The sequence below is a fragment of the Billgrantia gudaonensis genome (assembly GCF_900100195.1).
Classification (GTDB): Bacteria; Pseudomonadota; Gammaproteobacteria; order Pseudomonadales; family Halomonadaceae; genus Halomonas; species Halomonas gudaonensis.
In genome coordinates, this window is sequence record NZ_FNES01000002.1 from 202920 (window position 1) to 225250 (window position 22331).

Below are 22331 nucleotides of genomic sequence, written 5' to 3' on the forward strand. Positions count from 1 at the left end.
CCTATTTCCAGCGGCGCTCGTAGGCGCCCAGGGTGGTGGTGGCGCCCTCGGAGACCTCGCCAAGACCTCTCATCCAGGCAGGCTCGGCGTGGAAGCGACCTGGAGCGACTTCCAGGCGGTCCAGCGCCTGGCGCCAGATGCCGGCGACCTTGGAGACGTAGGCAGGGCTGCGCTGGCGGCCCTCGATCTTCACTGCGCTGATGCCCAGTTCGTGCAGCTCCGGCAGCAGTTCCAGGGTGTTGAGGCTGGTGGGTTCTTCGATGGCGTGATAGGTCTCGCCGCCCACCTCGAAGCGACCCTTGCACAGGGTGGGATAACCGGCGTTCTCGCCCTCGCCGTAGCGGTCGATCAGTACGCCGTTGAGGCGCGACTCGAGCCCCTGGGGGGTCTCCTCCCAGCGCACGTGGGCCGCCGGCGAACAGACGCCGCGGGTGTTGGGCGACTCGCCGGTGAGGTAGGAGGAGAGGTAGCAGCGCCCCTCGGCCATGATGCACAGGCTGCCGAAGGCGAACACCTCGAGCTCAACCGGGGTGTGCTTGGCCAGGTCGCGCACCTGGGTGATGGAGAGCACCCGCGGCAGTACGGCGCGCTTGATGCCGAACTGATCGTGGTAGAAGCGCAGTGCCTCATGGCTGGTGGCCGAGCCCTGCACCGAGAGGTGGCGGGCGAGCCCTGGGTGGCGGCGCGCGGCGTAGTCGAGCAGCCCCATGTCGGCCAGGATCAAGGCGTCGACGCCGAGGTCGGCGGCCTGGTCCACGGCGCGGGTCCACATGGCCCAGCCGTCCGGCTGCGGGTAGGTGTTGATGGCGCAGAACACCCGCTTGCCGCGAGCGTGGGCGTAGTCGATGCCTTCCCGGGCGCGCTTGTCGGTGAAGTTGAGGCCGGCGAACTGGCGGGCGTTGGTGGTGTTCTGGAAGCCGAAATAGACGGCATCGGCCCCTTCATCCACGGCCCGCTTCAGGGCGGGCAGATTGCCGGCGGGGCAGACGAGCTCCATGGTGAGCCTCCTGTGATGAGAAACCCAACCATGCTAGTCGACTATGCGGCATGGCCTTTTGACTCGGGTCATGGCGAGACACGGTCCCGCGAGGAGATGGGATCAATCGCGCAGTTCGAGCCGCTCGAAGGCGGGACGGAGCGAGGCGAGCAGCGATTCCAGGGCCTCGCTGCGAGGCCGGTCGGTGAAGGGGGCGGCATAGGCAGGGTCCAGGCACTGCCCCGGTCGCGCCAACTGGATGGCGTAGTGCCCCACGCCCTGTCCGGCGAGGTCGAGTGCCAGCCGGCGCAGATTGTCCAGATCGAAGTCGCGCCAGTGCACCGTGGTGCGGCACTCGAAATCGATGCCGTTCTCCAGCAGCATCTGCAGGCTCATACGATGCCCGGCCCCGAGCCCCGTGCGGCCGACGATGGCATCGAAGCGCTCGGCCGGGCCCTTCACGTCCAGCCCCACCCAGTCGAGCCAGGGCAGCAGCGCCCGCAAGCGCCGCGGATAGACGCCGGCGGTGTGCAACCCCACCTTGAAACCCAGGGAGCGGGCCCGCTCGGCGGCATTGGGCAGGTCGGCGTGCAGCGTGGGTTCGCCGCCGCTGAACACCACGCCTTCCAGCAGTCCCCGGCGCCGTTCGAGAAACGCCTCGATCTCGGCCCACTCTTCCGAGCCGGCCTTGCGCGGTTCGAGCATCTGCGGATTGTGGCAGTAGCCGCAGCGCAGCGGGCAGCCCTGCAGAAACACCACGCAGGCCAGGTGGCCGGGGTAGTCCAGGGTGGTCATGGGCGTGAGGCCGGCCACGGGAAGGCGCAGCTGGGGCGATACGGATGCGGGCATTGGCGCTTTCCAGGCAGGCGCCCGGGGTCGCCGGGGCGCCTGGTATGGCGGTGGGGTTAGGCGCGACCGGCCGATTCGCTGAAGTGGCGGCGCTCGCGGTGCTCGGACTGCTTGCCGTGATTGAACTGGCTGACCGGGCGGTGATAGCCCATCACCCGGGTCCAGACTTCGCAGCGCTGACGCTGTTCGGTGGGCAAGTTCTCGATGGCCTGGTTCATGTGATGCTCCTTTTCACGGTGGTTTTTGCGGGGGAATGGCCTCAGGCAGTCGTCGCGGCAGCCGAGGCCTGTCTTGCCAGAAGCGCCTCGTCGCACTTCGGACAGAACTCGTGCTCGCCGGCCAGATAGCCGTGCACCGGACAGATCGAGAAGGTCGGCGTCACGGTGAGATAGGGCAGGCGGAAGCGCGACAGGGCGGTGTGCACCAGCTGCTTGCAGGCCCTGGCCGAGGAGAGCTTCTCGCGCATGTAGAGATGCAGCACCGTGCCGCCGGTATAGCGCGTCTGCAGCGGATCCTGGTGAAGTAGCGCCTCGAAGGGATCGTCGGTGAAACCGACCGGCAGCTGGCTGGAATTGGTGTAGTAGGGCGCCTCCGACGTGCCGGCCTGCAAGATGCCGGGAAAGCGCTTGCGGTCTTCCTTGGCGAAACGGTAGGTGGTGCCCTCGGCGGGGGTCGCCTCCAGGTTGTAGAGATGGCCGGTGCCTTCCTGGAATTCGCGCATCCGCTCGCGGACGTGATCCAGCAGTTCGAGGGCCAGCTGCTGGCCTTCGGGGTCGGCGATGTCGAAGCGGTCGTCGCTGAAGTTGCGTACCATCTCGTTGAGGCCGTTCACGCCCAGCGTCGAGAAGTGGTTGCGCAGGGTGCCCAGGTAGCGCTGGCTGTAGGGGTAGAGGCCGTCGTCCATCCACTGCTGGATGTATTCGCGCTTGACCTCCAGGCTGTCGCGGCCCAGTTCCAGCAGGCGGTCCAGCTCGGCGTAGAGCCCTGCCCGGTCGCCGGCGAAGCGGTGCCCCAGGCGCGCGCAGTTGATCGTCACCACGCCCAGCGAGCCGGTCTGCTCGGCACTGCCGAACAGGCCGTTGCCGCGCTTGAGCAGTTCGCTGAGGTCGAGCTGCAGCCGGCAGCACATGGAACGCACCATGTGCGGTTCCAGGTCGGAGTTGAGGAAGTTCTGGAAGTAGGGCAGACCGTACTTGGCGGTCAGCGCGAAGAGCCGCTCGGCGTTGTCGCTCTCCCAATCGAAATCCGCGGTGATGTTGTAGGTGGGGATCGGGAAGGTGAACACCCGGCCGCGGCAGTCGCCCTCCTCCATCACTTCCAGGTAGGCGCGGTTGAGCAGATCCATCTCGGCCTGCAGCTCGCCGTAGGTGAAGGGCTGCTCCTCGCCGCCGACGATCGGTACCTGATCGCGCAGGTCCGCCGGGCAGATCCAGTCGAAGGTTAGGTTGGTGAAGGGCGTCTGGCTGCCCCAGCGCGATGGCACGTTGAGGTTGTAGATGAACTCCTGCACCGCCTGCTTCACCGCCGGGTAGTCGAGCCGGTCGATGCGCACGTAGGGCGCCAGGTAGGTGTCGAAGGAGCTGAACGCCTGGGCGCCGGCCCATTCGTTCTGCAGGGTGCCGAGGAAGTTGACCATCTGCCCCAGTGCACTGGAGAGATGCTTGGGCGGCCCGCTTTCCGCTCGGCCTGGAACGCCGTTGAAGCCTTCGATCAGCAGGGTGCGCAGCGACCAGCCGGCACAGTAGCCGCCGAGCATGTCCAGGTCGTGAATGTGCAGATCGCCGCGGCGGTGGGCCTCGCCAACGGCGCTGGGGTAGACCTCGTCGAGCCAGTAGTTGGCGATCAGCTTGCCCGAGGCGTTGAGGATCAGCCCACCCAGGGAGAAACCCTGATTGGCGTTGGCGTTGACGCGCCAGTCGGCGCGCTGCAGGTACTCGTTGACCGTCGAAGCGACGTCGACGACGCTGAGCTGGGGGCTTTCCATGGCGCTTTCCTCGCTGGCCGATTATCCATATATGGTGATTCCTAAAAAAATTGGCACCATATGTTGTGTTTCGTGCAGGGTAGACACTCCAGCGGGGCAGGAAAATGATCCAGGTCATGAAGGCTGCAATGCGTGATTTCCAGCAGCCGGTGCAGTGCTGCCTTCTCGGTTGCTGCGCCGAGCTGCCGGTTCCGGTAGCGGATCTTGGGCGATAGGGGCAGGCGCGCCGGCTGTCTCGGGCAAGCGAGCCTGGCGCGTGTCCGGCCGATACTTGCGCATGATGTAGCGCAGCCGCTTCATGACGTCGAGGTTGGCGGATTCCATTTTCGCCAGGGCGGCCATCGCCTCGTCCATGCGTCCTTCCTGGTGATGGGCCACGGCCTCGATGGCGCGCTGGTGCACTTCGCGGTGAGGAGCCTCCAGCGCCTGGAAATCGCTGTCGCTGTAGAAGCGCTGGCTGCCGGTGCCGTCGTAGTACCAGCGCCCCAGGGCGCACTGGGTCTCGTCGGGCAGGTCCTCTGCGCGCTTGTCCGACAGGCCCATGAAGATGCGATAGACCTCCAGCTTGATTTCCAGCTCTTCCAGGTTGGCCAGCTCGACTTCGCTGAGCATGGCGGAGAAGGCCAGCGCCTGGCTGCTCTCGCCGCTCAGGCCCAGCAGCTGTTCGGTACGCTGCATGACGCGGCTGGCCTCGGCGCTCAAACGTTCGGCCTTGCGGGCGTTGTCGTCCATCACGCCATCGACCTGGTCGGCCTGGCTCAGGATGCTGCCGTTGAGCCCGCCGATCTCGTCGGTGGCGTCGTTGGTCCGCGAGGCGAGCTGACGCACTTCGGTGGCCACCACGGCGAAGCCGCGACCGGCATCGCCGGCCCGGGCCGCCTCGATGCTGGCATTGAAGGCCAGCAGCGTGGTCTGCATGGAGATCTCGTCGATGACGGTGACGAAGTTGTCGATGCGCCCGGCATCGCCGCGCAGCGACGTGACCTGTTCGGCGGCCTGGCCGATGCGTGCATTGAGAGCGCGCAGCTCATCGACCATGGCGTTCAAGGCATCCTGGCTGCGCTGCGATTCGCTGGTGGTGAAGTCGGCGACCCGCTGGTTGCCCTGCAGTAGCTCGGAGAGATCCGAGAAGGATTCGCGCAGAGCCACCACGGAGTCGCCGAATCCGGTGAGGTTGGTGAACAGATGCTGGTGGAGGCGCTGCTCGGCCTCGAGGGTATCGATGCGGGCCTGAAGGCGGTCGCGCTCGGCACGCAGCGCGTCTGCGGCATCGCCGCTGGCGCGCTGATGAGACGGTGCGGTACGTCGAAAGAGTCGCATGAAGTCTCCGGGTCGGTCAGGGGAAAAGCCGCCTGCCATGACGAGACGGCGTGCAAAGTCGGGTGGTGGTGATTCAGCCGGCGCGCTCGAAGAGCAGGTTGTTCTCGAGGTGGATGTGCTGCATCAGGTCCTCGCGGAATTCGCGCAGGCCGGCATACAGGGCGCGCCAGGTGGTGCAGGCGCCCCTGGGGGGATGGATGTCGTCGGTGAGCACCATCAAATGCTCGAGGCTGGCGCCGTGATCGTCGTGTTCGTGGCGCATCACGGTGATCGGCCCCTGGGCCTGGGCGCCCTGGCCGCGGCGCAGCATGGGGAAGAGGATCTGCTCCTCTTTCTGCATGTGGCTCTCCATCTCCTGGTGGATGCCGGCCAGCAGGTCGGCGAGCCCGCGGGGACAGGCGTCGCGGTCGCCGTGGACCTGCTCGACGCGGCGCGCCATGCGCGTCAGTTCGGGCAGCTGCTGGCGGTGGACGTCGTGGTAGCGGGTCAGGATGTGGTCGATCAGTTCGTCGTTGCTGGCTGCCGACCAGTCGTGCTCCTCGCTGGCGTTGGCCGGCAACGCTTCCAGTTCGGCGATGAGCCTGTCGGGATGCAGGCCGGCGCGTTTGGCCGCCTCTCGCAGCGTGACGCGGCCGCCACAGCAGAAATCGATGTGATGGGCATGGAAGACGCGAGTGGCGCCGGGCAGGGTGAGAGCGGTACGGCCTACGGTCTGGTCGAGCAGGGGCATGGCAGTGACTCCTTACAAAGAATGGTCTCTTGAGTTAGCAAAAGGCGTGCCACTCAAATCTTTGCTTTTCAATCAAGGTTTTATGGGTTTTAGGGTCGAAATCACCCTGTTGGGTCAGGGTTTTTATGACCGTGAAGGGTTTTTTTGACCATGCCGCGTGTCCTTCAGAAGTAAGACATCCTCTCAGAGTGGATGGCTGGAAGGAGGCCGACCTGACTGATAAGATAGTAATCAATTACTATCTTTTGAGGTTCGGCCATGTCGGAACGTCAGCATCTCAGTGCCGAGGCGCGTCGCGAGCGCACCGTGGAGACCGTCGTCGCCCTGTGCGGCGAGGAGGAGCCTGCCACTCTCACCACCGGGCGCATTGCCCGGCGCATGGGCGTCACTCAGGGCGCGTTGTTTCGCCATTTTCCGAGCAAGGACGCCATCTGGGAGGCGGTGGTGACCTGGGTGGCCGGGCGGGTGATGGCGCGCGTCGACGCCGCCGCCGAGGGTGTCGATGACCCCCTCGCGGCGCTGGAGGCGATGTATCTGGCACATGCTGCCTTCATCGCCGAGCACCCTGGCGTACCGCGACTGCTGATGGGCCAGCTTCAGCATCCCCGTCCGACGCCGGCCAGTCGCACGGTGCGCGAGCTGATGGAGCGCTACCGCCAACGGCTGCTGAGCCTGCTGCAACGTGCCCGCGACGAGGGACGCCTGCGCCCCGGGCTCGATCTGGATACCGCGGCGACCCAGTTCATCGGCACGCTTCAGGGGCTGGTGATGCAGGCGTTGATCGCCGATGACGTGGCGGGCATCGTCGAGCGCGCGCCGGCCGCCTTCGACCTCTATCGGTATGGTATCTGCAAGGCGCCGGGAGGTGACGCATGAAGCCCTGGAGTCGGCGGTTGGGGCGGGCGCTGACGGTGCTCGTCGGCGTCGCCCTGGGTGTGGCGCTGCTGGTCTTTTTCGTGGTCAACCGCCAGGCTCCCGAGCGCCTGGAAGCGTCGGCGGCCGCCACTCCGGTGCGGGTCATCGAGGCCCGCCCGCTGGCTTTCCGTCTGGAAGCGCGCGGGCACGGAGTGGCGCGCCCCGCCGAGACCTGGCAGGCGGTGGCCAATGTGCCGGGCCGGGTGGTGGAGCGCCACCCGGAGCTGGAGAGTGGCACCTTGCTGCCCGAGGGTACCCTGCTGGTGGCGTTGGATCCCAGCCGCTATGAGCTGGCCATCGCCGAGGCCGAGGCGGAGTTGTCGAGCCTGGCCGGCGAACTGGCCCAGCTTCGGGCCGAAGAGGACAATACCGGTCGCCTGCTGGCCTTGGAGAAGGAAGCGCTGGCCCTGGCCGAGCAGGAGTTGTCGCGTATCGAGCGCCTGGCGGACAGCGGCTCGGTCTCCACTTCACGGCGTGACGAGCAGCGTCGCAGCACCCTGGGACAGCGCCAGGCGGTGGCTTCGCTGGAGAACACCCTGGCGCTGGTGCCCGCACGGCGTGCGGTGCTCGAGGCTCAGCGCGAGCGCGCCGCCGTGCGCCTCGCCCAGGCCCGCGAGGATCTTGCGGATACCCGCTTCGTGGCACCCTACGACCTGCGCCTGGGCGAGGTGGAGGCAGAACGTCACCAGTTCGTGGCCAGCGGGCAGCGGCTGTTCGAGGCCGACAGCCTGGCCGCTGCCGAGGTGGAGGCGCACGTTCCCATCGACATGATGCGCCGCCTGCTGGGTGCGATCCTGCCCGACGAACCCTTCGATCCGGGACTGGACCTCGACGAGCGGCTGGATCTCTCCGCAGTGGACGCCGAGTTGTCGCTGGCTGGTGCCGAAGGCGTGGGCTGGACGGGGCGGTTGGTGCGTGTCGCCAGCGGGCTGGACCCGAGTACGCGGACGGTGCGTGCCGTGGTACGGGTGGACGAACCCTACCGAGACATTCGACCGCCAGATCGTCCACCCCTGCAACGCGGCATGTACGTGCGTACGCGGCTCACGGCATCGAGCCCGCAGCCACGACTGACGATCCCGGCCAGCGCCGTGCATCAGGGCGAGGTGTGGCTGGCCAATGCCGAGCAGCGCCTCGAGCGGCGCGACGTGAGCGTGGCCTTCACCCAGGGCGACCTGGCGGTGATCGAGGCGGGTCTCGAGCCCGGCGAGCGGGTGGTGGTCGACGACCTGCCCGCGGCGATCGCCGGTATGGCGCTGACGACACGGCGTGACGAAGCCCTGGAGGCACGCATCGCCGCGCGCGCACGGGGAGAGCGGCCATGATCCGCTGGTTCGCCGCCCATCCCACCGCCGCCAATCTGCTGTTGGTGCTGCTGATCGCTGCCGGTCTCTTCAGCGCTCCGTCGCTCGAGCGCGAGACGTTTCCCGATTATCGCCCGGTGGAGGTAAGCGTCGAGGTGGTCTATCGCGGAGCCAGCGCCGCCGACGTGGAGGATGCCGTGTGCCGGCGCCTGCATGAGGCGGTGAAGGGGGTGGAGTACCTCGACGAATTCGTCTGCATGGCCCAGGACAATCTGGCCAGCGCTACCGCCACCATGCAGGGCGGTGGCGACCCGATTCGCTTCGTCAGCGAGATAGACACCGAGGTCGGCGCCATCACCGAGCTGCCGGCGCGGGCCGAGCCGCCGGTGGTGCGCGAGTTGCATCGCAGCGATTCGGTGGCGGCGGTGGCGGTGTCGGCCGACATGCCCGCCCGCCAGCTCGAGGAGTACGCCCTGCGCCTGGAGGAGCGCATCATGGCGTTGTCCGGCGTGGCGGACGTGGCCATTCACGGCATGTCCCAGCGTCAGTGGCAGGTGGAGGTGCCCGGTGACGTGCTCGGTCAGCACGGTCTCTCGGCCAGCGAGCTGGCGCGGCGGATCGCCGCCCAGAGCCTAGACCTGCCGCTGGGCACGCTGGAGACGCCCGAGCGCGATATTCTGCTGCGCTTCACCGATCAGCGACGTTCGCTTTCCCAACTGAAGAGCCTGGTGGTGATGTCCGACTCGGCCGGCGGCGAACTGACCCTGGGCGACATCGCCACCTTGACCGAGACCGGTGAGCGCAAGGAAGAGAAGCTGCGCTTCAACGGCGAGCCGGCGCTGGTGCTGGAGGTGAGCAAGGGCCTGGGCGATGACGCTCTGGCGGTGAAAGAGCGCCTCGAAGGGCTTCTCGATGCGGAGCGCCGCCGCTTCGACGACGGCGTTTCGCTGACCCTGACCCAGGACATGACCCGCATCGTGCGCGACCGCCTGCAGATGCTGGTGGCCAACGGCCTCATGGGTCTGGCGCTGGTGGTGCTGGTGATGAGCCTGTTCTTCCGACCGCGCCTGGCGCTGTGGGCGGTACTGGGACTGCCCGCCGCCTTCATGGGCGCCTTTCTGGTGATGGGGCTTGCCGGCCTTTCCCTGAACATGATCACCCTGGTGGCGCTGCTGATGGCCATCGGCATCGTCATGGACGATGCCATCGTCATCACCGACAACATCGCTGCCCACGCCGGGGAGAGCGCCACGCCACTGGAGGCGGTGGTGGCGGGGACCCGTCAGGTGCTGCCCGGGGTGTTGTCGTCTTTCCTGACCACGGCTTCCGTGTTCGTGCCGCTCTCCTTTCTGGCCGGCGAGCTGGGAGCGGTGCTGGAGGTGCTGCCAGTAGTGCTGATCGCCGCCTTGGCGGCGAGTCTCGTCGAGGCGTTCTGGATCCTGCCCCACCACCTCAAAAGCAGTGTCGAATATCTGCAGCAGGACCCTGACTCCCGTTTTCGCACTGCCTTCGACCGCGGCTTCGAGCGCTTCCGCGAGGGCGTGGGACGGCTGGCCGACCGAACGATTCGTTTCCGCCATGCAGTGCTGGGGACAGTGCTGGCCGTCATGCTGGGATCGGTGGGGTTCATGGCCGGTGGCCATGTCGGCAGAGAGGCGATGCCCGACATCGACGGCGACGTGCTGGAGGCGCGCATCCTGATGCCCCAGGGCACGCCGCTGGAACGTACCGAGGCGGTGGCCGAGCGGGTCGAGGCGGCGATGCGCGAGCTCGATGCGCGGTTCTCCCCCGAGCAGCCGGAGGGCAGGGCGCTGATCGAGGCGATTCAGGTGCGCTTCAACCACAACCTCAGCGCCCGGGAGACGGGCCCCCACGTGGCCACGGTGAGCGTCGACCTGCTCACTGCCGAGCGGCGCACCAAGAGCCTGGACGAGCTCACCGCGGCGTGGCGCGAGGCGATCGGCGAGATCGAGGGCCTGCAGCGTCTGATCATCCAGGAACCGGGTTTCGGCCCTGCCGGAGTGCCGGTGGAGGTGCGCCTCACCGGCGAGGATCTCGATGCCATGAAGGCGGCAGCCCACGAGTTGGCCGAGCGACTCGAGAGTTATTCGGCGGTCTACAACGTCATGGATGACCAGCGCCTGGGCAAGCCCCAGCGCGCCTACTCCCTGGCCCCGGGGGCTCACGGCCTGGGCCTCACCGCCGACGAGGTGGCCGGCCAGCTGCGTGCCGCCCTGCTCGGCGAGATCGCCGATACCCAGCGCATCGGCGAGCAGGAGATCGAGGTGCTGGTGCGCCAGGCCGAGGCAGACCGCGACGGCCTCGACGACCTGGCCGACCAGACCATCATGCTGCCCGACGGAAGCCAGGTGCCGCTTTCGGTGGTGACCGAGATGGCCGAGCGTCGCGAGTGGGCACGCATCACTCGTATCGACGGGCGGCGCACGGTGACCGTGGAGGCCAACGTAGACGCCCGTCGGGCCAGCGGCCAGGCCATCGTCGACGATCTGATCGGCAGCGGCTGGCTGCAAGACTTCCGGGAGAAGCATCCCGATGTGGAAGTCACCTTCGAGGGCCAGGTGGCCAGCTCCGCGGAGACCGGCGGCTCCATCGGCCGCGCCCTGCTGATCGGCCTGGTGGGGATCTTCGTGATCCTGTCGTTCCAGTTCCGCAGCTACGTGGAGCCGCTGATCGTCATGCTCTCCATCCCGCTGGCTTTCATCGGCGCCATCTGGGGACACGTGATCATGGGCTACTATCTCTCCACGCCCTCGCTGATCGGTGCAGCGTCCCTGGCCGGCATCGTGGTCAACAATGCCATCCTGCTGATCCACTTCATCAAGGAGCACAGGGCGAGGGGGCTCGATGCCGCGGCCGCGGCCGGCCGAGCCAGCCGCGACCGGCTGCGCGCCATCCTGATCTCCTCCTCGACGACCATCGCCGGCCTGCTGCCGTTGCTGGCCGAGACCAGCACCCAAGCGGATGCCATCAAGCCCCTGGTGATCGCCGTGGTGTTCGGCCTGCTCAGCGCCACCGTGCTGGTACTGCTGGTGATTCCGGCGCTCTACGTGCTGTTCGACGACTGGGGGTTGGCGAAGGTGTCGGAGTGCCCATGATGGGTTGACCGATGGTGCATGGCGGCTATCCTATAAGAAGTAATTCAAATGCATCTTTTGTTGGCAGGAAGCGATGCCCATCGGTGGCCCTTGTCGTGGCCTGCCCAGAAGCGAGGAGGAGCCGTATGCTGTTGCATTACTTCGAAGATCCCGGCCGAACCCATGCGCTAGGCGACACCCTGCTGATACTGGGGCTGGCATTGCTGGGGGCCGGCGTGATGGGCGGCTACGTGATCGACGACCGGCTGTCGCTGATGGTCCAGGTGCTGGCGCATATTCTGGTCATCGTCGGCCCTACTCTGGTCAAGATCGGGTACGTCATGCGTATCAACGCCCGGCATCGTCTGCATCTTGCTTATTGAGGCCCACCGCTTTCCGATCGACAGTCGCGCTGCCGACACGGACGAGCGCATGGCCGATCTCGACGATCCGTCCAGCGTGTTCCGCTGTCGGCAGATCGCCAACTTCACCTGGGTATGCCTCAAGGGTCTCGACCCGATGCGCGCCATTGGCCGGATCGAGGCGATGCTACTGGCACGTGGAACCTGACACTCGCCGACGTGGCCCTCGCCGGGGTTGCAGACCCACGATATCGCTCGATGGAGGTCATTGAAGGAGACATGACGTACAGCGGATGTGCACTGAAGCACCACAACGACAAGCAACGAGGAGGTTGCGATATGAACATGACCGTGAAGATGATGCAGCGGCGCATGCCGTTGGCCGTACTGCTCTCCATTCTGTTGGGAGCGAGCGTGTTGGGAAGCCCGATCTGGGCCGATGAGCACGGCGACGGCGAGGCAGAGAGCTGGTTGCCCAGCCTGGTCACGGAAACGCCGCAGGCGGGGTTCGCTCTGGCGGTTACCCTTTCGCAGAAAGGGGTGGCGACGACTCAGACCGATGGCGAAGTGCGCCAGGCATTGCGCCCTGAATATGCCGAAGATCCGGACAGTCTGATTGCCGTATCGCAGGTCATTGCCACACACTTCCAGACGGTCGCCGCGGCCAACGATTACTGGCGCGACTGACGCGACCCGACCTGTTCGCTGAAGCCATCCCTTCCTAATGCAGCGAGGCCCCGGTCAAACCGGGGCCTCGCTGCATCGTGGCCAAGCGTTGCGCATCAATACGCCCAGACGATGGCCATCAACAGCCCCCAGGCCAGCACCCCGGCGGCCATGATGGTGTAGGTGGCCGACATGGTCGTCACGTCGTTGTCGCTGCGTGCGCACAGCGCCTGCAGGCCGTGGTAGACCAGGCTGCAGGAGATGCCCAGTGCCACCAGCACCGCCAGGGCATTGAGCAGCAGGCTGGGAATCAGCAGCACGATGGCCGAGGACCACAGTGGCAGCGGCGCCAGGGCGGCCAGCAAATAGGCATCGTGGTAGCCGATCGACAGTTCGCGGGTGCCATTGACCACGGCGTGGATCAGCCAGCCCATCACGCAGAAGGTGAGTAGCTCGGCGAGAAACAGGATGGTGGTGATGAAGCGCCACTCCCGCTCGCCGAAGCCGGCCACGAACTCGTTGCCGTAATGCGTGCCGGCATAGTAGAGCAGGACCGGCGGAAGCAGCGACATGGGCAGCACCAGGCACCAGGCCAGCACGGCGATCGAGGGCTTGCGGCGCTGCAGCTCCTTCCATCCCGCCTGGCGGGTGAAGGGCAGTTTGATCACGGTGACGGGATTCATGACTGCGTCCTCTTGACGTCAGGGATGTGAGGATTCAAAAATATCAATCTATGATATTATTGGTTAATCATTAGCCACCGTCCGGTGGTCTGTCAAGCCGAGAGGCGCCGGACTCTGCCCTACGGATGCTGTCCATGTGCGATGACGCCTTGACCAAACGGGATTACGAACGGCTCTCCCACTTTCGCTATCAGCTGCGCTGCTTTCTGCGTGCCAGCGAGGACATCTGCCAACAACACGGCTTGACCGCACTGCAGTACCAATTGTTGCTGCACCTGAAAGGGTTCGCCGAGCGCGAATGGGCCACGGTGGGCGAGCTCGCCGAGCGGCTGCAGGCCAAGCACCACGGCACGGTGATGCTGGTCGATCGCTGCGCGCAGTTGGGCCTGGTGGAGCGTCGTCCCGGACGTCACGACCGCCGACGCAGCGAAGTCCATCTGCTGCCCAAGGGAAACAGGCTGGTCGAGAAGATCGCGGGGCTGCACCAGCCGGAGCTGCGGCACCTGCAGGAGGAGTTCCAACTGCCGGGATGGCCCGAGGTCGCCAAGCGCCACGACGACTGAGTGCCCGCTTCGATTGGACATGGGCTGATGTGCGTCAAAGCGCCTTTCCTCGACATTTGGTGTGATGCGTTACCACGACCTCCCTCGCCTGTGAGTTGCGGCGCTGGTCGGTGATGACCGCTTTCATCCGAGAAGGAGAGACCATGAACGAAACGACCGATGCGGTGCATCAGGACTGGGATCCTCGTGCCGAGTCCGTGCTCGACGACCAGATCGCCGCCTACGATGCCATGCGCAGTCGCTGCCCCGTGGCCTACAGCGACTACCTGCAGTGGTCGCTGTTCCGCCATGCCGACGTGAAGCGCGTGCTCGAAGACCACGACACCTTCAGCAACGCGGCGAGCCGGCATCTTTCCGTCCCCAATGCCATGGACCCGCCCGAGCACACTCGCTTCCGGCGTCTCATCGAGCCCTATTTCGGCCCCGGTCCCATGGCGGCATTCGAGCCGCATTGTCGTGAGATCGCCGAGAGCCTGGTGGCCCGCCTGCCCGAATCGGGCGAGATCGAGGCCATGGCCGAGCTGGGTCAGAATTTCGCCCTGGAGATCCAGTGCGCCTTCATGGGCTGGCCGACGGGCCTGCATGAGCCGCTGCGCGACTGGACGCGCCGCCAGCACGCCGCCACCCTGGCCGGCGATCGCCAGGCGCTGGGCGAGCTGGCGCTGGAGTTCGACGGGGTGATTCGCGACCTGCTGGAAACCCGTCGCGCTGCCGGCGATGCCGCGCCTGATGACGTGACCACGAGGATCATGAACGAAACCGTCGAGGGGCGAGCGCTGAGCGATGAAGAGATCGTCAGCATCCTGCGCAACTGGACGGTGGGCGAGCTGGGCACCATCTCGGCCAGCATCGGCATATTGATGCGCTATCTCGCCGACCATCCCCAGTTGCAGGCCCGGCTGCGTGGCGAGCCAGAGCTCCTGCCCCCGGCCATCGACGAGATCCTGCGCATCGATGCACCGCTGATGTCCAACCGCCGACGCACCACGCGACCGGTGGAGATCGGCGGGCGACACATTCCCGCCGGTGAGCGGCTGACGATCCTGTGGGGCTCGGCCAACCGTGACGAGGCAGTGTTCGGCGACCCGGACGCGTTCCGCCTCGACCGTGACCCCGAGGACAACCTGCTTTACGGTGCCGGCATCCACGTCTGCCCCGGCGCGCCGCTGGCGCGCATGGAGCTCAAGCTGTTCATGGAGGCGTTGCTGGCCGATACCGTGCAGTTGAAGCCGATACCGGAAAAGCCGGCCGTACGCGCCAAGTTCCCCGCCGGCGGCTATTCTGCGGTACCGCTGCGGGTGACGCGCTGAGGCCGAGGAGCGTCACGCAGCGGCGATCCCAGCAGCAGGGCCCGGGTCGATGACCCGGGCCCTGGCGTTTGTCGGGGCGCTTACAGACCGATGCGATGTGCCCGGTAGGTGAAGAACACGCCGCTGGGCGATTCGGCCTCGAGGGTGGCCAGCTTCTCGAAGGTGCGGGTGTCGTAGACGGTGACGGTATCGCTGTCGCGGGCCGAGATCCAGATGTGCTCGCCGCGCGGGGTGAATTCCTTGTGCAGCACCGAATCGCCGGGCGAGAGGGTCTCGATCACTTCGTGAGTCCGGCTGTCGATGACCTGTACCGCGTCGTTGTCGGGGTGGGCGAAGGTGACCCACACCTGGCGTTCGTCGGGGCGGCTCATCACGAAGATCGGCTGACCCTGTACCTCGATGCGGTCGGTAAGCGACCAGTCGTCGGTGTCGGCGACGAGCACCTCGTGGCGCCCCACCGCCGGGAAGAAGGCCTGGTCGCCGGCCATGGCCCAGCCTTCCAGATGCGGCATCTTGTAGACCGGCAGGCGCTCCTCGCCGCGGCCGTAGTCGGGCAGGATGCGCTGGACGCCTTTCTCGGGGTGCCACAGGTCGAGCAGCGCCATGCCGTCCTCGCCGAACAGCCCCGCTATGTAGTAACGGCCGTTGGCGGTGATCAGGGCATCGTAGGGCTGGCTGCCGATGTCGCGGTACTTGGTCACCTCCGGTTCGTCGCCGCTCATGTCCAGCACCCAGATCTGGTTCGCCTCGAAGAGGCTGAACACGAAGCGGTTGCCGGGGGCGTCCACCACGCCCACCACCTTGGCCTGGGCGGTTTCGCCTTCGTCCGTTTCATAGTCGGCGGGTACGTCGGCGACCAGCTCCAGCGTTTCGGCATCGAACACCTTGACGCCGCCGGGCTCGTAGTTGCCCACCGCGACGTAGCGACCGTCCTGGGAGATGGCGCCGCCGATGCTGTTGCCCGACTGGATGATACGACCGTCGATCTCGCCGGTGAGCAGGTCTAGGCGCGTGAGCCCGCCGTCGCGGCCGAACACGAAGGCGTGGCGGGCGTCGCGGCTGAATTTCACCGAAGCGTGGGAAAGATCGCCGAAGCCATCGACGTGCTCGAGCACGCTCTTCTCGGTGGTATCGACCAGCGCCACGCTACCGGTGGCGCGCTCGATCACCACGCCGAGATCGCCGGTTCCGCGAAGCACGGGGGCATCGTCGCCGCTGGTTTCTGCTACGGCCGGAGTGGCCGTCAGCAGGGCCAGGCCGGCAGCGGCGAACAGGGTCTTGAGCGAAGCGGAAATGGGCATCGGGTCTCTCCTAATCCACCGTTTCGAGGGGGTTGTCGGTCTGCAGGTGCTCGGCGATCCAGCGGGCGTCGGATTCATCGATCAGCGCACCCCACCCCGGCATGGCGGTGCCGGGGATACCGCTCAGGATGAGGTGGCTGAGCGCCTCGACGTCGTATTCGTTCATGCGATCGCGGGGCAGGGCCGGCCCCAGCCCGCCGCGTAGCGTCATTCCATGGCAGGAGCCGCAGTCCTGATAGAGCAGTGTCTCCAGTTCGGCCCGACGTTCGGCGTCGGGGGCCGGCGTCTCTGCCTGGGCTACCGGCGGTATCAGCAGAGCGCAGAGCAGCAGGGGCAGCAAGTGCATGGAAAGCCTCGGATGCAGGATGAACGGTGCGTCGGTGAAGGACGCTCGAGCGAGTGTCCCGCCGCGGCAGCGGCGTTGCTTTGACCGGCGTCAATGGCAGTGGGGTTCGTCATGTCGTAGCGGCATAAAAGGCATATGGCGGATACCTCTTTTGACCTGTGTCAACGCCAGCGGCGATCATCGCTTGCCGAGTGAATGTGGCATGTAAGATACCACTGAGCCAGATCATTCCACTCGACCCCCGGTGACTGCCATGGTCGCACTCGATGCACTCGATCGACGCCTCATCGACGCCTATCAGCGTGACCTGCCGCTGTGCGAGCGCCCCTTTGCGGTCATGGCCGAGCGGCTCGGTGAGAGCGAAGCGGTGGTGCTGTCTCGGCTCGAGCGTCTGGCGGCCGCAGGCGTGCTGAGCCGGGTGGGGCCGGTGTTCGACCACGCCCGGGCCGGGGCCAGCCTGCTGGCTGCCGTGGCCGTGCCGGAGGCCGAGCGCGATGCCGTTGCCGCCCGTATCAGCGAGTCCGTCGGAGTGAATCACAACTACGCCCGTGAGCACCGCTACAACCTGTGGTTCGTGATGACCGCTGCCGATGAGCAGCAGCTCGACGCCCGGCTCGATGCCCTGGAAGCCGAGCTGGGCCATCCGGTGCTGCGTTTGCCGATGATCGAGGCGTTTCACATCGACCTCGGCTTTCCCATTCCCTGGTACGAGCTGGAGCGCGCATGAGCCAAACCGGATCTCGCCAGGCGGCCGAATGCCGGCTGCGTGCCCGGCTCGAGCAGGGGCTGCCGCTCACGTCTCGCCCGTGGCAGGCACTGGCCGAGCAGTGCGGACTCTCCGAAAGCGAGGTGTTGGCCTGCGTCGAGCGCTGGCGAGCCGAGGGCCTGATCAAACGCCTGGGCCTGGTGGTGCGTCACCGTGCGCTGGGCATCGACGCCAACGCCATGGTGGTGTGGGACGTACCCGACGACGCCGTGAAAGAGCTGGGACGCCGGCTGGCTGCCGAGCCGGCGGTCACGCTCTGCTACCGGCGTCCGCGGCGCCCCGGCTGGCCCTACAACCTGTTCTGCATGATCCATGGCACCCGTCGCGAGCAGGTCGAGGCGCAGCTCGCCGAGATCGTCGCCCGCCAGGGCCTCGAGGCCATCCCCCATAGCGTGCTGTTCAGTCACCGGGCCTACAAGCAGTGTGGCGGCCGCTTTACCCAAGAGGAGTCTAGCCATGAGTGCAGAGTCCACCACCCGGCCTGAGCCGGCCGCGCTGGATGCCGCCGACCGACGCATCATCAACCGTCTGCAGGAGGGGCTGCCACTGGTGGCGTCGCCTTATGCAAGCGTGGCGGCCGAGATCGGGCTCTCCGAGGGCGAGCTGCTCTATCGTCTCGAGCGGCTGCTGGAGAGCGGCGTGCTGAGTCGCTTCGGGCCGATGTATCACGCCGAGCGGCTGGGCGGCGGCCTGACCCTGGCCGCACTGGCGGTGCCCGAATCCGAGTACCCGCGAGTCACCGAGCTGGTCAACGCCTTTCCCGAAGTGGCCCATAACTACCGCCGCGAGCATCGGCTCAACATGTGGTTCGTGCTGGCCACCGAAACCCCGGCACGCATCGATGAGACGATCGCCGAGATCGAGGCGGCGACCGGTCTGCCCGTCTACAACATGCCCAAGCAGGAGGAATTCCATGTCCGTCTCCACCTGCCCGTCTGAGCCTGCGGCGAGCAATCCCCCTCGGCAGGACGGGCTGGATGTCCTCGACCGGGCCATCGTGGTGGCTACCCAGGCCGGCCTGCCGCTGGTTCCGGACCCGTGGCGCGCCGTGGGCGAGCCGCTCGGGCTATCCGGCGAGGCGGTACGCGAACGCATGGTGCGCATGCAGGCCGCCGGGGTCATCCGCCGCGTGGCCGCCGTGCCGAACCATTATCGCCTGGGCTACGTGGCCAATGGCATGACGGTGTGGGACGTGGACGATGCGCACGTCGACCGGCTGGGTCGCGAGGTGGCCAGGCTGCCGGGCGTCAGCCATTGCTACCGCCGCCCGCGCCATCTGCCGGAATGGCCCTACAACCTGTTCGTGATGCTGCATGGCCGAACCCGCGAGGAGGTGGAACAGCAGGCCGAGCGGCTATGCGAGCTGTTGGGTGCGGCCTGTCGCGACCACCGCATTCTCTATAGCTCGCGCATTCTCAAGAAGACCGGCCTGCGCCTGGCCGGCCGCTCCGACCGGCGGGGCCAGATGCGCTAGGCGCTGCCGCTTTCGAGGAGAGTCTCATGTTTCGAGTCACCCGCTACGTCAAGTCCCTGGTCGAACCGACCCCGGTGCCGCCGGCCCACAAGCCGCCCGGTCCGGTAGTGATCTGGAACCTGATCCGGCGCTGCAATCTCACCTGCAAGCACTGCTACACCACGTCGGCGGACATCGACTTCGCCGGCGAGCTATCCACCGAAGACGCCATGACGGTGCTCGACGACTTGCACCGCTTCCGCGTGCCGGCGCTGATCCTCTCGGGCGGAGAGCCGCTGATGCGTCCCGATATCTTCGAGCTGTCGCGACGAGCCCGGGCGCTGGGCATCTACACCGGGCTCTCCACCAACGGCACGCTGATCACCGAAGACAACATCGATGCGATCGCCGAGGTCGGCTACGACTACGTGGGCATCAGCATCGACGGGCTGGAGGCCACCCACGACGTCATTCGTCAGCGCCGTGGGGCGTTCCGGGAGTCGATGCATGCCGTCAAGCTGTGCAAGGAGCGCGGCATCAAGGTGGGGCTGCGCTTCACGCTGACCCGCGAGAACGTCGAGCAGTTCGGCGATATCCTGGCGCTGCTCGACGAGCACGACGTCGACAAGTTCTACCTCTCGCACCTCAACTACGGCGGTCGTGGGCGTCGCCACAGCAAGCAGGACGCCTGGCACCAGATGACCCGCGATGCCATGACGCGGCTGTTCGACCACTGCCGCAGCGAACTCGAGCGCGGCATCGAACGCGAGTACGTCACCGGCAACAACGACGCCGACGGTCCCTTCCTGCTGATGTGGGCGCGCGAGCACTTCCCCGAGCAGGCGGATGCTCTGGAGCGGCGCCTGCTCAACTGGGGGGGCAACGCATCCGGCGAGCACATCGCCAACATCGACAACCTGGGCAACGTCCATCCGGATACCTTCTGGTGGGACCACGACCTGGGCAATGTGCGTGAGCGACCCTTCTCGGCGATCTGGCGCGATACCACCGACCCGCTGATGCGCGGCTTCCGGCAGCGCCCCAGGCCGCTCAAGGGTCGCTGCGCCGAGTGCCGCTTTCTGGCCATCTGCAACGGCAACACCCGAGTCCGCGCCTGGAAGGTGAGCGGCGACCCCTGGGAAGAGGATCCCGGCTGTTATCTCGGCAACGAGGAGATCGGCGTCGTCGGGGGGAGCGCACGGCGCGTGGCCGCGCCCTTCGAGGCCATCCAGGCCATCGAGCTGTGATGTCGACACCAGAAAGACCACAACATAACGAGCCAAAAAGACCGCGTTGACGCTTCGGGGAGAGGCCGATCATGACGACACATCGCCAACCGCGACACCTGAATTTCGATCTCGACGAGGCGCCGTTGGCGCCCGGCGAGGTCGCCATCGTCGGCGCCGGGCCGGGCGATCCGGGGCTGCTGACCCTGCGTGCCCTGTCGCTGCTGCAGCAGGCCGACTGCCTGGTTTTCGACCGCCTGGTCTCACAGGAGGTACTGGCGCTGGCCCGCCCCGGCGTGACGCGTTTCTATGTCGGCAAGGCAGCCAGTCACCACTCTCTGCCTCAGGAGGAGACCAATGCCCTGCTGGTGCGCCTGGCCCGCGATGGCCAGCGGGTGCTGCGTCTCAAGGGCGGCGACCCCTACATCTTCGGGCGAGGCGGCGAGGAGGCCGAATACCTCATCGAGCATGGCATCGGCTTTCGCGTGGTGCCGGGCATCACCTCGGCCTCGGGCTGCTCCACCTACTCGGGGTTTCCGCTCACTCATCGCGACTTCGCCCAGAGCGTCACCTTCGTCACCGGCCACGCCAAGGCGGACGGCGAGCTGGCGCTGGACTGGGCCGCGCTGGCGGTGCCCAATCACACCGTGGTGTTTTACATGGGGCTGGCCAACGCCGAATTGATCAGCCGCGAAATGCAGCGCCATGGGCTGCCCGCGTCGCATCCGGTGGCGCTGGTGGAACGCGGTACCACCCCCGAGCAGCGCCACGTGCTGGCCACCCTGGGGGATGTCGTCGAGGTCATCGAACGCGAGGGGTTCCGGCCGCCGACCCTCATCGTGGTGGGCGAGGTGGTGCGACTGGCCGACCACTTGGCACCGGCGATGACCAACCTGACCCGTCACGCGATGGAGGAACCGGCCATGGGGAGGCTGGCACTGTGAACCTGCGCACTGCCGTAACGACACTGTTGACCGGGGGGCTGTGGGGGCTCGCCATGGTTGCCCTTCCGGTGACGGCCGAGAGCCCCGATCCGCACATGCTCTACAATCAGCACTGCTCCGCGTGTCACGGCGTCGGTCGGCTGGGCGGCATCGGGCCGGCGCTGTTGCCGGAAAACCTATCGCGACTCAAGCCCGATGCGGCTCGAGACGTGATTCGTGACGGTCGTCCGGCCACGCAGATGCCGGCCTTCGGTGCGCTGCTCGACGATGACGAAGTCGCCGCACTGGCCGAGTGGATCCATGAGCCACCCGAGGAGGAACCGACCTGGACGGATGACGACATTCGCGCCAGCCATGTCGTCGACCATCCTTACGGCAGTCTGCCCGACGAGCCGGTGTTCGAAGTCGAAGATCTCAAGAACCTCTTCATCGTGGTGGAGACGGGCGACCACCACGTCAGTCTGCTCGACGGCGACACCTTCGAGCGCATCGAACGCTTTCCCAGCCGCTATGCCCTGCACGGCGGACCCAAGTACACCCCGGACGGCCGTTACGTCTATTTCGGCTCCCGCGATGGCTGGATCACCAAGTACGACATCTACAACCTCGAAGTCACCGCCGAGGTGCGTGCCGGCATCAACATGCGCAATATCGCCGTCTCGGCCGATGGCCGTTACGTGATGGCCGCCAATTACCTGCCGCACACCCTGGTGCTGTTCGATGCCCGCAATCTCGAGCTGATCGCCACCCTGCCGGTGGAGGCCGAGAACGGCGAGACCTCGCGGGTCAGCGCGGTCTACACGGCGCCACCGCGCAACAGCTTCGTCGCCGCCCTCAAGGACATTCCCGAGATCTGGGAGATCCGCTGGCCCGAGCAGCGCGCCGAGGGGGACGAGCCGCTGGTCGGCGACTTCGCCCTGCATCGCATGGCGGCGCCGGACTACATGGATGACTTCTTCTTCGATCAGTCGTACCGCTACCTGGTGGGTGCATCCCGCGGTGACGGCGGCGGTGGCGTGGTGTTCGACATGGATGCCGAGGAGACGATCGCCGAGCTGCCGCTGGAGGGGATGCCTCACCTGGGCGCCGGCACTACCTGGGAGCTCGACGGGCGCCGGGTGATGGCGATCCCGCACATCGACAAGGGGTTGGTGTCGGTGTTCGACATGAGCGACTGGTCGCTGATCACCCACATCGAGACCGACGGGCCGGGCTTCTTCATGCGCAGCCACGAGAATTCGCCCTATGTCTGGGTGGACGTCTTCTTCGGACCCAACCACGACCGCATCCACGTCATCGACAAGCAGACGCTGAAGATCGCCGAGACGCTGACCCCCGAACCCGGCAAGACTGCCGCCCACGTGGAATTCGATCGCGACGGCGAAACCCTGCTGCTGAGCATCTGGGACGACGATGGCGCGCTGCTGCGCATCGACGCCGAGACCCTGGAGGAACTCGACCGCATGCCGATGAAGAAACCCTCCGGCAAGTACAACGTATGGAACAAGACGCAGTACGAGGAGGGTACCAGCCACTGA

Annotated in this window: 25 protein-coding genes; 16 read left to right on the forward strand and 9 right to left on the reverse strand. The window is 66.5% G+C overall.

From position 1 onward, the window contains the following. Position 1: 1 nt before the first annotated feature. The 6 genes from ubiU to ytfE all read right to left on the reverse strand — a co-directional run bounded on the left by ubiU (position 2) and on the right by ytfE (position 5859). Positions 2 to 997: a ubiquinone anaerobic biosynthesis protein UbiU gene (gene ubiU, locus BLP96_RS03040; protein WP_089682954.1), complete on the reverse strand. Its 996-nt coding sequence runs from the start codon at positions 995 to 997 to the stop codon at positions 2 to 4. 102 nt (positions 998 to 1099) lie between these two features. After that, the gene (locus BLP96_RS03045; protein ID WP_089682956.1) at positions 1100 to 1825 is read right to left on the reverse strand and encodes an anaerobic ribonucleoside-triphosphate reductase activating protein; all 726 of its coding nucleotides are present in this window, start codon (positions 1823 to 1825) and stop codon (positions 1100 to 1102) included. Between the two features lie 56 nt (positions 1826 to 1881). Further along, positions 1882 to 2043 (reverse strand): anaerobic ribonucleoside-triphosphate reductase, encoded by a 162-nt coding sequence (nrdD, locus tag BLP96_RS20465; RefSeq protein ID WP_089682958.1) that lies wholly within the window; start codon positions 2041 to 2043, stop codon positions 1882 to 1884. 41 nt (positions 2044 to 2084) lie between these two features. Further along, positions 2085 to 3809: a ribonucleoside triphosphate reductase gene (locus BLP96_RS03055; RefSeq protein ID WP_089682960.1), complete on the reverse strand. Its 1725-nt coding sequence runs from the start codon at positions 3807 to 3809 to the stop codon at positions 2085 to 2087. A gap of 114 nt (positions 3810 to 3923) precedes the next feature. Further along, positions 3924 to 5129 carry a methyl-accepting chemotaxis protein gene (locus BLP96_RS20470; RefSeq protein WP_281182539.1) on the reverse strand — a complete coding sequence of 402 codons (1206 nt, stop codon included), beginning with the start codon at positions 5127 to 5129 and terminating at the stop codon, positions 3924 to 3926. 73 nt (positions 5130 to 5202) lie between these two features. Beyond that, positions 5203 to 5859 carry an iron-sulfur cluster repair protein YtfE gene (ytfE, locus tag BLP96_RS03065; protein WP_089682964.1) on the reverse strand — a complete coding sequence of 219 codons (657 nt, stop codon included), beginning with the start codon at positions 5857 to 5859 and terminating at the stop codon, positions 5203 to 5205. Between ytfE and BLP96_RS20055 the strand changes: the two genes are divergently transcribed. The 7 genes from BLP96_RS20055 to BLP96_RS03090 all read left to right on the forward strand — a co-directional run bounded on the left by BLP96_RS20055 (position 5858) and on the right by BLP96_RS03090 (position 12222). Beyond that, positions 5858 to 6007 (forward strand): hypothetical protein, encoded by a 150-nt coding sequence (locus BLP96_RS20055; protein ID WP_176761437.1) that lies wholly within the window; start codon positions 5858 to 5860, stop codon positions 6005 to 6007. The genes ytfE and BLP96_RS20055 overlap by 2 nt on opposite strands. Before the next feature lie 110 nt (positions 6008 to 6117). Further along, on the forward strand, positions 6118 to 6735 hold the full coding sequence (locus BLP96_RS03070; protein ID WP_089682966.1) for a TetR/AcrR family transcriptional regulator: 618 nt from the start codon (positions 6118 to 6120) through the stop codon (positions 6733 to 6735). Then, positions 6732 to 8099: an efflux RND transporter periplasmic adaptor subunit gene (locus BLP96_RS03075; RefSeq protein WP_089682968.1), complete on the forward strand. Its 1368-nt coding sequence runs from the start codon at positions 6732 to 6734 to the stop codon at positions 8097 to 8099. The genes BLP96_RS03070 and BLP96_RS03075 overlap by 4 nt, the downstream gene beginning before the upstream one ends. Then, positions 8096 to 11194 carry an efflux RND transporter permease subunit gene (locus BLP96_RS03080; protein ID WP_089682970.1) on the forward strand — a complete coding sequence of 1033 codons (3099 nt, stop codon included), beginning with the start codon at positions 8096 to 8098 and terminating at the stop codon, positions 11192 to 11194. The genes BLP96_RS03075 and BLP96_RS03080 overlap by 4 nt, the downstream gene beginning before the upstream one ends. A 125-nt stretch (positions 11195 to 11319) precedes the next feature. After that, the gene (locus BLP96_RS03085) at positions 11320 to 11556 is read left to right on the forward strand and encodes a hypothetical protein (RefSeq protein ID WP_089682972.1); all 237 of its coding nucleotides are present in this window, start codon (positions 11320 to 11322) and stop codon (positions 11554 to 11556) included. A gap of 49 nt (positions 11557 to 11605) precedes the next feature. Beyond that, positions 11606 to 11743 (forward strand): hypothetical protein, encoded by a 138-nt coding sequence (locus BLP96_RS20060; protein WP_176761438.1) that lies wholly within the window; start codon positions 11606 to 11608, stop codon positions 11741 to 11743. 131 nt (positions 11744 to 11874) lie between these two features. Further along, on the forward strand, positions 11875 to 12222 hold the full coding sequence (locus tag BLP96_RS03090) for a hexameric tyrosine-coordinated heme protein (protein WP_218118570.1): 348 nt from the start codon (positions 11875 to 11877) through the stop codon (positions 12220 to 12222). Between the two features lie 95 nt (positions 12223 to 12317). On the opposite strand, the gene BLP96_RS03095 is transcribed toward BLP96_RS03090, so the two are convergent. Then, the gene (locus BLP96_RS03095) at positions 12318 to 12884 is read right to left on the reverse strand and encodes a YIP1 family protein (RefSeq protein ID WP_089682973.1); all 567 of its coding nucleotides are present in this window, start codon (positions 12882 to 12884) and stop codon (positions 12318 to 12320) included. Between the two features lie 134 nt (positions 12885 to 13018). On the opposite strand from BLP96_RS03095, the gene BLP96_RS03100 reads away from it, so the two are divergent. Beyond that, on the forward strand, positions 13019 to 13447 hold the full coding sequence (locus BLP96_RS03100; RefSeq protein ID WP_089683369.1) for a MarR family transcriptional regulator: 429 nt from the start codon (positions 13019 to 13021) through the stop codon (positions 13445 to 13447). 143 nt (positions 13448 to 13590) lie between these two features. After that, positions 13591 to 14757 (forward strand): cytochrome P450, encoded by a 1167-nt coding sequence (locus BLP96_RS03105; protein ID WP_089682976.1) that lies wholly within the window; start codon positions 13591 to 13593, stop codon positions 14755 to 14757. A gap of 80 nt (positions 14758 to 14837) precedes the next feature. Here the strand turns inward: BLP96_RS03105 and BLP96_RS03110 are convergent, their stop codons facing one another. Next, on the reverse strand, positions 14838 to 16058 hold the full coding sequence (locus BLP96_RS03110; protein ID WP_089682978.1) for a cytochrome D1 domain-containing protein: 1221 nt from the start codon (positions 16056 to 16058) through the stop codon (positions 14838 to 14840). Positions 16059 to 16068: 10 nt separating this feature from the next. Next, the gene (locus BLP96_RS03115) at positions 16069 to 16404 is read right to left on the reverse strand and encodes a c-type cytochrome (protein WP_176761439.1); all 336 of its coding nucleotides are present in this window, start codon (positions 16402 to 16404) and stop codon (positions 16069 to 16071) included. 253 nt (positions 16405 to 16657) lie between these two features. Between BLP96_RS03115 and BLP96_RS20065 the strand changes: the two genes are divergently transcribed. From BLP96_RS20065 to BLP96_RS03145, 7 genes are all read left to right on the forward strand, one after another. After that, complete coding sequence (locus BLP96_RS20065) at positions 16658 to 17131, forward strand: AsnC family transcriptional regulator (protein WP_176761440.1); 474 nt, start codon at positions 16658 to 16660, stop codon at positions 17129 to 17131. Next, on the forward strand, positions 17128 to 17655 hold the full coding sequence (gene ahbB / locus BLP96_RS20070; RefSeq protein WP_176761441.1) for a siroheme decarboxylase subunit beta: 528 nt from the start codon (positions 17128 to 17130) through the stop codon (positions 17653 to 17655). Before BLP96_RS20065 ends, ahbB (BLP96_RS20070) begins: the two co-directional genes overlap by 4 nt. Continuing rightward, entirely contained in the window at positions 17627 to 18109 is a 483-nt protein-coding gene (locus tag BLP96_RS03125; protein WP_089682980.1) for an AsnC family transcriptional regulator, read from the forward strand. The genes ahbB (BLP96_RS20070) and BLP96_RS03125 overlap by 29 nt, the downstream gene beginning before the upstream one ends. Continuing rightward, positions 18084 to 18644 carry a siroheme decarboxylase subunit beta gene (gene ahbB / locus BLP96_RS03130; RefSeq protein ID WP_089682983.1) on the forward strand — a complete coding sequence of 187 codons (561 nt, stop codon included), beginning with the start codon at positions 18084 to 18086 and terminating at the stop codon, positions 18642 to 18644. Before BLP96_RS03125 ends, ahbB (BLP96_RS03130) begins: the two co-directional genes overlap by 26 nt. A 26-nt stretch (positions 18645 to 18670) precedes the next feature. Continuing rightward, positions 18671 to 19870: a heme d1 biosynthesis radical SAM protein NirJ gene (gene nirJ / locus BLP96_RS03135; protein ID WP_089682984.1), complete on the forward strand. Its 1200-nt coding sequence runs from the start codon at positions 18671 to 18673 to the stop codon at positions 19868 to 19870. 71 nt (positions 19871 to 19941) lie between these two features. After that, on the forward strand, positions 19942 to 20793 hold the full coding sequence (cobA, locus tag BLP96_RS03140) for a uroporphyrinogen-III C-methyltransferase (protein ID WP_089682986.1): 852 nt from the start codon (positions 19942 to 19944) through the stop codon (positions 20791 to 20793). Next, positions 20790 to 22331, forward strand: coding sequence for a nitrite reductase (locus BLP96_RS03145; RefSeq protein WP_281182540.1), 1542 nt, complete (start codon positions 20790 to 20792; stop codon positions 22329 to 22331). Before cobA ends, BLP96_RS03145 begins: the two co-directional genes overlap by 4 nt.